Genomic DNA, 12,377 nt, shown 5'->3' on the forward strand with positions numbered 1-12,377 from the left:
TTTATTTTTTATTCCGTCACTACCGCTGGAATTTGTTGCTCTTTGTACTTCTGCTTCTTGCGCGCCAGCTTTTTCAGTGGCGGACATTTTTCTTCATTGAAGTAGGTTACTTGGCAATCTAAACAGTAGTGACATTCGCGCATGTTAATCTCTCCGTCTGGATTAATGGCTTGAATTTCACACTCTTTTGCACAAGTTTTACAAGGTTGACCACACTCAGGTCGACGACGTAACCAGCTAAACAAACGCACACTGTTGCTGGTTGATAAGGCGGCGCCTAATGGGCATAAATAACGACAGAAAAACTTACGGTTAACGACGTTAATTGCCAGTAAAGCAATGGCATAAATTACAAATGGCCATTCGCGGTCAAACTTTAATAAGAAGGTAGTTTTAAAGGGTTCAATTTCAGCAAATTGTTCCGCCGTGGCTAACGATTCCATTGAAATACCAAATAACCCCAATAAGATTAAATACTTGATTGCCCATAAACGTTCATGCACCGCCCATGGCAATTCAAACTGAGGAATTTTTATATAACGGGCAAATACATTGATAAGCTCTTGCAAGGCGCCAAATGGGCATAACCAACCACAATATACCGCTCTGCCCCATAACAACATGGTAACTGCCGCCGCGCCCCATAAAATGAAAATCACTGGGTCGAGTACAAACAGATCCCATGAAAAGTCAGACATAAAGGCTTGTAAGAAGGTAAATACATTGACCACTGAAAGCTGACCACCCCATGACCAACCAATGAAGACAACAGTGACAATTAAAAATGCATGGCGGAAGTTATGCATAAAGGTTGGGTGGCGCACCAAAATGTCTTGTAAAAATAGCGACGCTAATAATATGGCAAGCAATACAAATAAAATAATAACTTCAGTATTTTTCTCTTTCCATACCTGTTGAGCCAAGGTTAATTCAGGCTCTGGCATGATCACTGGCGGGCGATCAATATATTTATCTAGGGTATGGTAATCGGCTTTAAAGCTGGTAAAAATACTTTCTAATGGACCCGTTTGGCGGCGAACCAACAATTCAAGCTGCCAGTCTGATGCAGGGTTAAATTCATGATGTTCACGAATAATGAAAATTGAACGCTCAGTAAAATCTGGCGCACCATCAATATAAATATCAGGTAAACGCGCATGGTCTAAATCGCGAAATGAAATTGCGTCGCCGTTTTGCAATACCTGAATACGGTCAAAAATAGCGCCACGCACATAACCAGACCCTTTAAATGAATAGCCAGTCCCCATTAATGCAAGTGCATGTTCACCCGGTTTAAGTGACGACATTAAATAGTCGTATTCTCTGTCACCTAAAATATTGCGACCAACGGTAGGAATATTCACTTGCGCAAAATACACCTCAGCAAACATATCTTGTTTTTGCTCAGCTGAAGCGGCTTCAATATGCTCAGCCTCAGTACCAACAAAAGCCTCATCAACTGTTTTACGGTTCAGGTATAATTTGCGAATTGAACCATCGCCAGTGAGTTTGGTCCAGTCGGCTTTTTCAAACACCTCAGGATAAATTGTGCCCATTGGTTGAATAATTTCTTGGCTAGCACTAATAATGCCCAATGCTCGAGCGACGATAGTTGCCGATTTCACAATAGCAACATTCATCACCATAACGGTAACGGTTGCACCTGATAAACCATCAATATGCACTATGCCTTCGGTTTGGTTGCCGCCAACTTTTAAACGGTCGGTAACATTTAAGCCATCGTATTGATCAACAAATTTATGTAATTTTGACTCAGGAATGCCCGCCAATATAATCGGCTCATGATGCTCTAACACCTTAGCGCCTAGATAAACACCTTCTGGGTTTATCGCCACGAGCATATTCACTGGTTCGCCAGAGTAAGCGGGTATTTTTGCTAAGTCATTGGTTTCAAATGCATAGCCGATAACTTCATCATTTTTACGAATTGTCCAAATTAAGGGCTCGCCCGCTTTTTCACCAATATCGGTCGCTTGTGGAAAAATTTCTTTAATAATTGGTACGGGATCTTTAGGAGGGCTAACAAATAAGGCATTAGCAGGCAAACAAACAGACAGTAACAACGCGAGTAACGTTACTGATAACTTCGTTATTTGAAAATAAGAAAACAACTTTTGCATCTAACTTACGAACCTTTATCCATGGTTGCAGTTACAAATTTATACACAACTGCGACAATATGTCGCATATACTACGCGTTTAATTTTTATGCATAATGACTTGGATCAATAAAAGATTTTAAGTTAGCTACAAAGAAGATCTATCGCCTGTAAGCTCAGAAATAGGCGTTCAATCAATAAAGTAACGCGTTCTGCGCAGAAAAGCGCAAATAAAAAAGCCAGTTGAATAACTGGCTTAGATGAAATTATTTAGCGAATAAATAGAAACAATTAAATAACCGTAACACGGGCAAACTTGCGCTTGCCTACTTGAAATACCGCTTGTGTTCCTGTGCTGATAACAACTTTATTGTCAGCCACTTTTTCGCCGTCAATTTTCGCTGCGCCTTGTTTGATCATGCGCATCGCTTCAGAGGTGCTTTTTACTAAACCCGCTTCTTTAAGTAAGTTAGCAATGGCAATTTCACCATTTTCAGCACTGATGTCTAATTCAGGCATTTCGTCTGGCATCGCGCCTTTTTGAAAACGATTAATGAATTCTTGATGGGCAGCTTGGGCTGCATCTTCATCGTGAAAACGCTCAATTAATTCTTTCGCTAAATCGATTTTAACATCACGCGGGTTGGCACCTTCTGCCACTTTCGCTTTATAACTTTCAATAATGTCTAAAGGTTTAAAGCTTAATAGCTCGTAATAACGCCACATTAAATCATCAGAAATAGACATGATTTTACCAAACATTTCAGTCGGGCTATCGGTAATACCTATGTAATTATTTAATGATTTAGACATTTTTTGCACTCCGTCTAAACCTTCAAGCAATGGCATCATTAATACAGTTTGCGGACGCTGGCCTTCCGATTTTTGTAATTCACGACCCATTAATAAATTAAACTTTTGGTCGGTACCGCCTAGTTCAACATCAGACTCTAATGCAACTGAATCCCAACCTTGTACCAGAGGGTACATGAATTCATGAATAGCAATCGCTTGACCGCCAGCATAACGCTTTTTAAAATCGTCACGTTCCATCATACGAGCAACCGTTTGGCGAGACGCTAATTTAAGCATGCCCGCTGCGCCCAGCTTTTCCATCCAAGTCGAGTTAAACTCAACGCGAGTTTTAGCTGGGTCTAAAATTTTAAACACTTGCTCTTTATAGGTTTCAGCATTAGCTAAAACATCTTCTTTCGTCAACGGCTTACGAGTGACGTTTTTACCCGTTGGGTCGCCAATCATGCCGGTAAAATCGCCGATAAGAAAGATAACTTCATGACCTAACTGTTGAAATTGGCGCAACTTATTAATTAAAACAGTGTGACCTAAATGCAAGTCTGGCGCTGTAGGATCAAAGCCTGCTTTGATTTTTAATGGCTTACCTTGTTTTAATTTTTCTAACAATTCATCTTCTAACAAGATTTCATCGCTACCACGTTTAATTTCTTCAAACGCTTGGCTGACATCGGTCATTTAATTGGCTCCACAGCTAAATTGGGTATTTTAAAGCAGGGATTCTACTGTAATTTCGCGACAGGATAAAACCCTATAGCTGTTTCCCTGCGATTTTTTTGTTATAGTAGACGATAAGCATCGTATTAAAACCAGCAAGAAAAGAAATAATCATTTGAAAAATATACATAATTTTTATTTATCCTTACCTAAAAAGCATAAAATTATTATTGCTTCTTTCAGTATATTTTTGTTACTGCTGTTAGTTATTCCTTCAGAAAAAGCAACTGCCAGCCGCCAAACCGCGAATGAAAGCTTTGAAGTTGGCAAACGATATCAAATACCTTTACCTGGTCAAACATCTACACCTAAAGTTAAAGAAGTCATTAACCAAGACACGTCAGCCAAGACTGCAGAAGTCAAACAAGACATTATTGTTGAAGAAGTTGTGCCTGCACAAGCGCAATTACATTGGCAAAATGCGACCGTTAAAAGCGGTGATTCGCTGGCAAAAATATTTAGCCGTTTAGGCTTTACCCCGCGTACCACTTATTTAGTCAGTAATGCCAAAGGCGAATATAGCAAGCTACTTAAAAAGCTAGATGTTGGCGATAAATTTAAAATTGCCAGTGACGAAGATGGCACGCTGGTGTCAATGGTATACCCAAGATCAAAAACTGAAATTTTACATATCAACTTGGTTGATGGTGAGTATCAATCAAGCCAAGAAATTAAAACTGTAGAAAGTCGTCAAACCTTTGCCCATGGCGTGATCAGTTCAAACTTCTGGAATGCTGGTGTTAACGCAGGCTTAAATGATAATCAGATCATTAATCTGGCAAATATTTTTGGTTGGGACATTGATTTTGCCTTAGATATTCGCGCCGGTGACAGTTTCCATGTTGTTTACGAAAACAACTATGTGGATGGTGAGTACATAGGTCCGGGCAAAATTTTAGCGGCAGAATTTATCAACCAAGACGACCCATTTCAGGCGATTCGTTTTAGTGATGATGAATTTTACACCCCAGAAGGCAAAAGCATGCGTAAAGCGTTTTTACGCGCCCCTGTTAATTTTAAATACATAAGCTCGAATTTCACCACCAAACGTTTTCACCCAGTTCAAAAGCGCTACAAAGCTCATCGAGGTGTTGATTATGCAGCGCGTACAGGCACGCCAGTGGTTGCAGCCGGAAACGGTAAAGTAACGCATTCTACTTACAATAAGTACAACGGCAATTATGTGTTTATTCAGCACGGCAATGGCATAGTGACCAAGTACCTTCACTTTACCAAACGCGCGGTAAAAGCAGGGCAAAGAGTAAAACAAGGGCAAGTCATTGGCTATGTAGGAGCGACAGGCTTGGCTGCAGGCCCTCACCTTCACTATGAGTTTTTATTAAACGGCGTACATAGAAACCCACGAACGGTGAAGTTACCTGACTCAAAACCAATTGCTAAAGAATTTAAAACCGAGTTTTTAGCGATTGCTCAGCAAAGATTGAACGACTTAAACGGTTCTAAGAATGCACAGCTTGCAATGAACAGTGCTGGCGATGAAAGCGCTGAATAATGAACAACAAAAGCTTTTACATTGGCTTAATGTCGGGCACCAGTGCTGATGGCATAGATGTAGCACTGGTCGACTTCTCTTCCAAAAAACCTCAGCTAATTAGTGACTTTTACCTAGAATATTCACTAGAGGTTCGTCACAAAATAACCACGCTTTACCAAGCAGGGCACAATGAAATTGATTGTGCTTTTAGTTTAGATGTTGAATTAGCCAAGCTTTTTGCTGATGCAGTAAATCAACTATTAGCGGCTCAAAACTTAACATCAAATGATATTGTCGCTATTGGTAACCATGGCCAAACTATCCGTCATCGACCTAATCAATCTCATGCATTTACGCTGCAAATTGGCTGTAACCATACCTTAGCTGCATTAACAGGCATTAGGGTTATTGGTCAGTTTCGCCATAAAGACATTGCCTATGGCGGCCAAGGTGCCCCACTTGTACCGGCGTTTCATCAAGCTAACTTTGCCGATGAAAACTGTGATGTTTTTGTGGTTAATATTGGCGGTATTGCTAACATCACTTATCTACCCAAAAATGGTAAAAGTCGTATTCTTGGCTTTGATACCGGACCAGGAAATGCGTTACTTGATGACTGGTATGGCAAACACAACAATGGCCATTATGATGCAAAAGGCCACTGGTCAAGCGAAGGCGACGTAAGCGAGCACTTACTTAGAATCTTACTCGCTGATCAGTACTTTCATCTTAAAGCACCAAAAAGCACCGGACGAGAATACTTTCACTTAGCTTGGCTAACACAAAAAATTAAACAACTTCCTGAACGTGCACATCATAGCGCTGTTGATATTCAAGCGACATTAGTGGCATTAACCGCTGCGTCAATTTCGCAAGAAATCTTGCGGTTATCACCTCACGGTAACGTTTATTTGTGTGGTGGCGGTGTGCACAACCAACAACTGTTAAGCAATATTAATGAGCGTTTACCTGACCACCAAATTCTACTGACTAAAGCAAAAGGCATTGACGGCGATGCATTAGAGTCAATTGCTTTTGCTTGGCTCGCCTATTGTTATGATCGCAAGCTAGCCGGTAATATTCCAGCCGTCACTGGCGCAAAGAAAGCGTGCATTCTAGGCGCTGAATTTCTTCCTTAAAAAAACTGGCATTCGTTAAGTTAACTTCTATAATTAAAAGCCACTGTCGAAAAAACGCACAGCAGTTCTTTCCCTGATATAGTAATAGGGAACTAAAATAAAAACTATAACTCTAAGTTAGTGCTACTTGTCTCGGCAGAAATATTTAGGAGGAAGAATGCAGTTTAATGATATTCATATTGGAATGAAGTGCGGCAGTAAAAAAGGTAGTGGTACCGTTACTTGGATTGATAGCTCAACACGCACGATATACATGGCGAATACGCAAGAAAATAATAGTTTTGAAGTAAATTTTGAAGAGATCATCGATGATCCGCAAGCGCATAATCGAGAAGATACTTACTACTAAGTGAGCAGTTAATTTAGCAACTGATACTGTTAACCGAACGCTACTAACCATACGCTATTAAGATGTTCGATGGTTAAACTTATGAACTATAAGGCTCCTGATGGAGCCTTTTTCATTTTATCCGTTAAAATTCAGGTTTAACTTCAAAAGAAAGTCGTTGCTGGTTTATGGGGTGGTCAAATTCAATCGACATCGCATGAAGATGTAAACGCTTTTCTTTGCTGCCATAAAGCGTGTCTCCAACTATTGGGTGATTTAAACCGTCAGCATGGGCACAATGCACCCTTAGCTGATGAGTACGCCCCGTTTTTGGATAAAGCAGTACCTTGGTGAATTGCCCATCGTCATTTTCAATACGCTCGATAACTTGCCATTTAGACTGTGCTGGCTTGCCGAATTCGTGACATACCAACTGGCGAGGCAGATCGTCGTAATCACCACGAAGCGGTAAATCAATATCGCCTTTTTCTTCACTTAACTGCCCAACCAATAAGGCGACATAACATTTGTTAACACTGCGCTTAACAAATTGCTGCTGCAAATTTTTGTGGGCAGGTTTATTAAGTGCCACTACCATCAAACCTGAGGTTGCCATGTCGAGCCGATGCACGATAACTGAACCATTATAATGCGGGAATCTTGCCTTAATGCGCTCTTGTACCGAGTCTTTAATGCTTTTTCCTGGTACCGACAATAAACCCGCGGGTTTATTAACAACAACAAAAGCGTCATCTTGATAAATAATATCTAGCGACTTACTTTCCGCAGGGTTATTTAATAACGGATTTTCATCAACCGCCATACCATCAAGCATATGCGCTAAGATTGGCTGGCACTTGCCTTGACAGGATGGGTAGAAATTAAGATGCTGCCTAATTTCTGATTTAGGCGAAATTCCCCACCAAAACTCTGCCATAGCTAACGGCTGTAATTGATGCATAAAAGCATATTGTAATAACTTAGGTGCTGCACACTCTCCTGCTCCCGCAGGCGGCACAATTCTCGCTGTGTTTTTGAAAATTTCCACCAAATCTTTTTGTTCGCCGCGAGCGTTTAAAAACTGATACTGGGCAAACAATTTTTTCTGCAGTCGTTTAGATAATTTTTTACGGGTCTTTTTCAGTGCTTCAATTTCATCTTGCAGAGTTTCAAGTTGCTCACTTATTTCTGCGATGCGCTGCTGCCAATAGTCTTTAATAGCCAACATTTGATTTTTTTGAGCAACGCTCTCTTTACCTAATTTGGCAAGTAGTTGCTGATACGCTTGCTCGTTAAGCTTTGCTAGCGCATCCGAGCGCTGCTGTTTTCTGTCTTTTCGACCGTTTATAACTTCAGCTTGATGGTCCTTGATTTTTTGCTCGGCATTTTCCTGTTCATTCGCTAACAAAGTCGTTAATGTAACCAGTTTGGGATTTTGCTCTAGTACAGATAATTCGTCGTTTATTGCATTAATAATGCGTTGCTCTTCAAGAAAGAAACTCTCTTTGGTCAACATATCAAAAACGGGTGGCACAAATCCTGGCAACAAATTCTGCTGCGCAAGCTTACCTGAAAATGCCGATAAAAAACCTATTTCACCTTGCTGATCCTTTACCAATAAAACACCAAACATTTTGCCACTGGCATCAGAGGTATTCTCTTGCAAACCAAAATTGTGCTGCCAGTTTGTTTGATTCAACAAGTGGTTTTGTAATTGCTCAGCCGCAAGTTTACACAGTGGATGTGGCTGATAATAAAATGGAAAGGTAAATCGCTCAGGTAACGGATAGTCTCCGATATTGGTATTAAATGGCGTAAATAAAGCTGTTTGGGATGTCATATAGCGAATTACTTGGCAATAAAGCTAACCAATGTGGTTAAGCTTAAATAAAGCGCGTATTTTACCTCGTATGAACGTGTTTATCACGGCTTAACAAAGATAATTAACACTTAAGATCACCACAACCAAAAAAGTCCCACGTAATTTGTGGGACTTTTCAATTCAATCAACATTAATTAGCTCAACAAACTAACTTTGCGTTTGTTCTTTTTCAATGGCTTTAACCAGTGAAACGCCCCATTCGTTTAGTCCTTCACCAACAGCACCCATCAAAATATCTAAGTATTTTTTACCAACATCTTGCGTAAAAAACTCAGCATATTGATTGATATCTTCGTTACTCATATCGCGATAAATATAATAAGAAGTTAAGGTCATTTGTTGCTCAAGCGCCGGTTTCATCATCGAGGCCATTTGATCAACTTGCGCATCTAATTGTGCAGCAATTTCAGCATTTTCTGGCTTTGAGGCTTTTAATGCATCAAACATATTCGTCACCATCGCCATAACTACTTTCATACTTTGGTCAACAATTGCCGAAGACTGGACATAATTGATGATAGTTTGTGTGCGCTCTGGTGACGGAGGGTTAGCTTGTAATTGCCCCATAAAACCCATTAGGTTTTGTTGAAATTGAGGGTCTGAAGCTTGCAATTCAGCCGAGATCATTCGTTTTGCTAGATCGCTATCTAACCACGTTAAAATAGGTGCAATATCTGCTTCACTGGCATTTTTCTTAACGTAACCAACCATATTTTGCAACATTACATCGGTATTTAACGATGACAAAAACGTTTCCATAAATTTTTGGTGTTCCGCAGGATTTTTGGCCGTTAACGCTATTTGCTGACCCATAGCCTGCATTTGCATCGGTAAGCCTTCGATGGTTTTGGTCGCGCCTGACTTATCCAATAATTGGTAAACTTGCGCGTCGCTCACTTGCGCAGCGGCGATTGATGAAAAGCTGAGTACTGACAGTAAAACAAAAAGTCGACTTATATAAGATGTGATGGTTTTCATACTATTCCCTAACGAGTTAATACATTAATTTATTATTAGTGGCAGGAAATTGATTAAAGATGAGGCGTAACCTACGTTACATACATGTTTAGCTATCCCTGCTTTGATCTCAGCATACTATGCTTGTCATTCAAAAGTCTATAGTCACTGAGGATTTGAAGTACAAGTGAGTAAGAAGGAATCTCGCTTATTCACTTGTACTGTTCAGTGTCGTTAATCCTTTAAATCTTGAATAACATGCACATCGCGTTGCGGGAACGGAATGGTGATGTTTTCTTTATCAAAAGCAATTTTCACCGCTTCCATTGTGCCAAAGTATACTGGCCAGTAGTTTTCAGAGTTAGTCCAAGGACGAACGGTAAAGTTTACTGAGCTCGCGCCGTGTTCAGAGACAAAAATGTCTGGCTTAGGATCTTGTAATACTAACTCGTTAGCCGCTAATACTTTCTCTAATACATCTTTTGTTTTTTGAATGTCATCGCCGTAGCTAATGCCAAAGGTCATATCCACTCGGCGGGTAGACTCAACAAACAGGTTCTTCACACAACCATTAGAAAGCAAACCGTTGGGCATGATCACGCGTTGGTTATCAAGCGTACGAATAATCGTATTGAAAATTTGGATTTCAACAACAGTGCCAACATAACCTTGCGCTTCTATCACGTCACCCGCTTTAAACGGCTTGAATAATAGAATTAAAATACCACCAGCAAAGTTTGCTAGACTGCCCTGCAACGCTAAACCTACGGCTAAGCCTGCAGCACCTAATATTGCAATCAATGATGCGGTTTCAACACCGACCATAGAGGCAAAGATAATAATTTGTATCGCTTTTAAAATTACTTTAAAGATACTTAATAAGAATTGGTGTAGTGTAATTTCTACACCACGTTTTTCCATGGCAAGTGCTGCCACACTCATAATACGATTAATAATCCATTGCGCGATAAAGAAAACAATTAAAGCCAACAATAGCTTAGTACCAAACTGAATGCTCATTTCAGCAATCATGCTCAAATAGCCTTCTATTCTTTCAACACTCACTTCCATTATTCAAACCTCTAGGTTAACAGTTCATTTACAATTGTAGCTGTAATTGCTGAAAATCAAAGCTTTATCTAATGAAGATTTAGTGAAAATGGGTTATTAAATTGCAGACATAAAAAAACCAGCAACAAGGTGCTGGTTTTTTGACTCGAAAATAGAAGAAGGTTTAGCCTTTTTCTACCTGAGCAAATTCTAAATCAACTGGCGTTGAGCGACCAAAGATTAGTACAGAAACCTTAATACGGTTCTTCTCATAATCTAACTCTTCAACAACACCGTTAAAGTCAGCAAATGGGCCATCAATAACGCGTACCACTTCGCCTGGTTCAAATAGTGTTTTAGGCTTCGGCTTATCAGTTTCTTCTAAGCGTTGTAAAATTCGGTCTGCTTCGCGTTGACTAATTGGCGCAGGACGGTCACTTGTTCCACCAATAAAGCCAAGTACACGTGGCACGCTTTTCACTAAATGCCAAGACTCTTCGTCCATGTCAATTTGCACTAACACATAACCTGGGAAGAACTTACGTGAACTTTTACGCTTTTGACCAGCGCGCATTTCAATCACTTCTTCAGTTGGTACTAATACCTGACCGAATTTTTCTTGAAGATTATTGATCTCGATGTGCTCAATTAATGTTTTTTGAACGCGGCCTTCATAACCAGAGAATGCTTGAACTACATACCATCTTAGTTTTGGGTTTTCATTAACAAAACCAGTCGAGCTTCTTTCTTCGTTGTGTTCTTCAGTCATAACTACACCTGTAAGCCAGTAACAAAACCGACAATCCAAAATAAGAAAGAATCTAAGCCCCATAATAGTAAAGACATGACTAAAGTTGCAGCTAGTACGATAAACGTAGTTTGCACAGCTTCTTGGCGTGTTGGCCAAACCACTTTTCTTACTTCAGTTTTTGATTCTTTGGCGAATGCTACAGCAGTACGACCTTTTTCGGTTTGCATCGCAATAAAGCCAGCAAAAACGATAGCTGTTACTACAGCTAAGGCACGAATAAACACAGACTCGTCTGCGAAATAATTGTTACCTAAAACGGCACCAGCAAGAATAATGAAGATTAAACCCCATTTAATAAAATCAAGAGAACCGCTAGGCTGGTCTTCTGTATTTGCATTCATTGTCATAAACCTATATCTACTCGTCTAAACTAAGACAAAACAACCCCGAATGTTCGAGGTTTAACTTCAAAGCATCGTCAATAATGCTTTCTAAAATATGGCAGGGGTAGAGAGATTCGAACTCCCAACCGTCGGTTTTGGAGACCGCTGTTCTACCAATTGGAACTATACCCCTTCAAATTATACTTACACTTACCGAGTGATTCTTAGTTTGTTGGAAGTAAGAGAGACTCTAGAAGTGAGGCGCTATTATACTCAGCCAGTCACTATACTCAAGCAATATTTTCGCCTAGCGCGGTGATAACCTCAAAAAAGCGCATAAAAACAACTGCTATAAAATTTGGTTGTAACGATAATTTTTGTACGTGAACCATTTTGTAACTTTGAGCTGCTCTAGTCGTTCGATTCATCATCAACTTACCGGTACAAATTTCAGGCACAAAAAAAGCCGCTTGCGCGACCTTTTTAAGAATTAGATGTTAATCTAAATCAGGAATGAGTCCATGCTTTCTTGTAGGTATAGCGAAACAACACCAGCACCATGCCAAAATCTAAACTCAAATTACAGGCACAAAAAAGGCCGCTTGCGCGACCTTTTTAAGGATTAGATGTTAATCTAAATCAGGAATTAGTCCATGATTTTAGATACAACACCAGCACCTACAGTACGGCCACCTTCACGGATAGCGAAGCGTAAACCTTCGTCCATCGCTACTGGGTTGAT

The 12,377-nt window shown here is 40.1% G+C and carries 11 protein-coding genes and 1 tRNA gene; 3 read left to right on the plus strand and 9 right to left on the minus strand.

The features are described from left to right. Positions 1-8: 8 nt before the first annotated feature. Together nosR and tyrS are read right to left on the minus strand one after the other, a co-directional pair. Positions 9-2,141 (minus strand): transcriptional regulator NosR, encoded by a 2,133-nt coding sequence (nosR, locus tag ACRRSQ_RS20270; protein WP_440877597.1) that lies wholly within the window; start codon positions 2,139-2,141, stop codon positions 9-11. 270 nt (positions 2,142-2,411) lie between these two features. Beyond that, a complete protein-coding gene (gene tyrS, locus ACRRSQ_RS20275; protein ID WP_440877598.1) occupies positions 2,412-3,611 on the minus strand; it encodes a tyrosine--tRNA ligase in 1,200 nt (399 codons plus the stop codon). Between the two features lie 154 nt (positions 3,612-3,765). Here tyrS and ACRRSQ_RS20280 point away from each other — a divergent pair, with 154 nt between their 5' ends. From ACRRSQ_RS20280 to ACRRSQ_RS20290, 3 genes are all read left to right on the plus strand, one after another. Continuing rightward, entirely contained in the window at positions 3,766-5,163 is a 1,398-nt protein-coding gene (locus ACRRSQ_RS20280; protein WP_440877599.1) for a peptidoglycan DD-metalloendopeptidase family protein, read from the plus strand. Beyond that, positions 5,163-6,284, plus strand: coding sequence for an anhydro-N-acetylmuramic acid kinase (locus ACRRSQ_RS20285; protein WP_440877600.1), 1,122 nt, complete (start codon positions 5,163-5,165; stop codon positions 6,282-6,284). Before ACRRSQ_RS20280 ends, ACRRSQ_RS20285 begins: the two co-directional genes overlap by 1 nt. A 157-nt stretch (positions 6,285-6,441) precedes the next feature. Continuing rightward, entirely contained in the window at positions 6,442-6,633 is a 192-nt protein-coding gene (locus tag ACRRSQ_RS20290; protein ID WP_440877601.1) for a hypothetical protein, read from the plus strand. A gap of 124 nt (positions 6,634-6,757) precedes the next feature. On the opposite strand, the gene ACRRSQ_RS20295 is transcribed toward ACRRSQ_RS20290, so the two are convergent. The 7 genes from ACRRSQ_RS20295 to ACRRSQ_RS20325 form a co-directional block, all read right to left on the minus strand. Then, positions 6,758-8,452, minus strand: coding sequence for a pseudouridine synthase (locus ACRRSQ_RS20295; protein ID WP_440877602.1), 1,695 nt, complete (start codon positions 8,450-8,452; stop codon positions 6,758-6,760). Between the two features lie 189 nt (positions 8,453-8,641). Beyond that, positions 8,642-9,472 carry a hypothetical protein gene (locus ACRRSQ_RS20300; protein ID WP_440877603.1) on the minus strand — a complete coding sequence of 277 codons (831 nt, stop codon included), beginning with the start codon at positions 9,470-9,472 and terminating at the stop codon, positions 8,642-8,644. Between the two features lie 213 nt (positions 9,473-9,685). Then, on the minus strand, positions 9,686-10,522 hold the full coding sequence (locus ACRRSQ_RS20305) for a mechanosensitive ion channel family protein (RefSeq protein ID WP_440877604.1): 837 nt from the start codon (positions 10,520-10,522) through the stop codon (positions 9,686-9,688). Positions 10,523-10,685: 163 nt separating this feature from the next. After that, positions 10,686-11,270 carry a transcription termination/antitermination protein NusG gene (nusG, locus tag ACRRSQ_RS20310; protein ID WP_440877605.1) on the minus strand — a complete coding sequence of 195 codons (585 nt, stop codon included), beginning with the start codon at positions 11,268-11,270 and terminating at the stop codon, positions 10,686-10,688. Positions 11,271-11,272: 2 nt separating this feature from the next. Further along, positions 11,273-11,653 (minus strand): preprotein translocase subunit SecE, encoded by a 381-nt coding sequence (secE, locus tag ACRRSQ_RS20315; protein WP_440877606.1) that lies wholly within the window; start codon positions 11,651-11,653, stop codon positions 11,273-11,275. Between the two features lie 98 nt (positions 11,654-11,751). Further along, positions 11,752-11,828: transfer RNA gene (locus ACRRSQ_RS20320), tRNA-Trp, on the minus strand. A gap of 453 nt (positions 11,829-12,281) precedes the next feature. Continuing rightward, positions 12,282-12,377 (minus strand): hypothetical protein (locus tag ACRRSQ_RS20325; protein WP_440877608.1); only part of this gene is annotated, 96 nt, incomplete at its 5' end.

Origin of the sequence: Thalassotalea sp. PLHSN55, assembly GCF_052030545.1 — a bacterium.
Classification (GTDB): Bacteria; Pseudomonadota; Gammaproteobacteria; order Enterobacterales; family Alteromonadaceae; genus CANMXU01.

Excerpts from the sequence above, each read along its gene's own strand:
- nosR (WP_440877597.1), bottom strand. The coding sequence starts at position 2,141 with ATGCAAAAGTTGTTTTCTTATTTTCAAATAACGAAGTTATCAGTAACG.
- ACRRSQ_RS20305 (WP_440877604.1), bottom strand. The coding sequence starts at position 10,522 with ATGGAAGTGAGTGTTGAAAGAATAGAAGGCTATTTGAGCATGATTGCT.
- ACRRSQ_RS20300 (WP_440877603.1), bottom strand. The coding sequence starts at position 9,472 with ATGAAAACCATCACATCTTATATAAGTCGACTTTTTGTTTTACTGTCA.
- tyrS (WP_440877598.1), bottom strand. The coding sequence starts at position 3,611 with ATGACCGATGTCAGCCAAGCGTTTGAAGAAATTAAACGTGGTAGCGAT.
- secE (WP_440877606.1), bottom strand. The coding sequence starts at position 11,653 with ATGAATGCAAATACAGAAGACCAGCCTAGCGGTTCTCTTGATTTTATT.
- ACRRSQ_RS20285 (WP_440877600.1), top strand. The coding sequence starts at position 5,163 with ATGAACAACAAAAGCTTTTACATTGGCTTAATGTCGGGCACCAGTGCT.
- ACRRSQ_RS20290 (WP_440877601.1), top strand. The coding sequence starts at position 6,442 with ATGCAGTTTAATGATATTCATATTGGAATGAAGTGCGGCAGTAAAAAA.
- nusG (WP_440877605.1), bottom strand. The coding sequence starts at position 11,270 with ATGACTGAAGAACACAACGAAGAAAGAAGCTCGACTGGTTTTGTTAAT.
- ACRRSQ_RS20295 (WP_440877602.1), bottom strand. The coding sequence starts at position 8,452 with ATGACATCCCAAACAGCTTTATTTACGCCATTTAATACCAATATCGGA.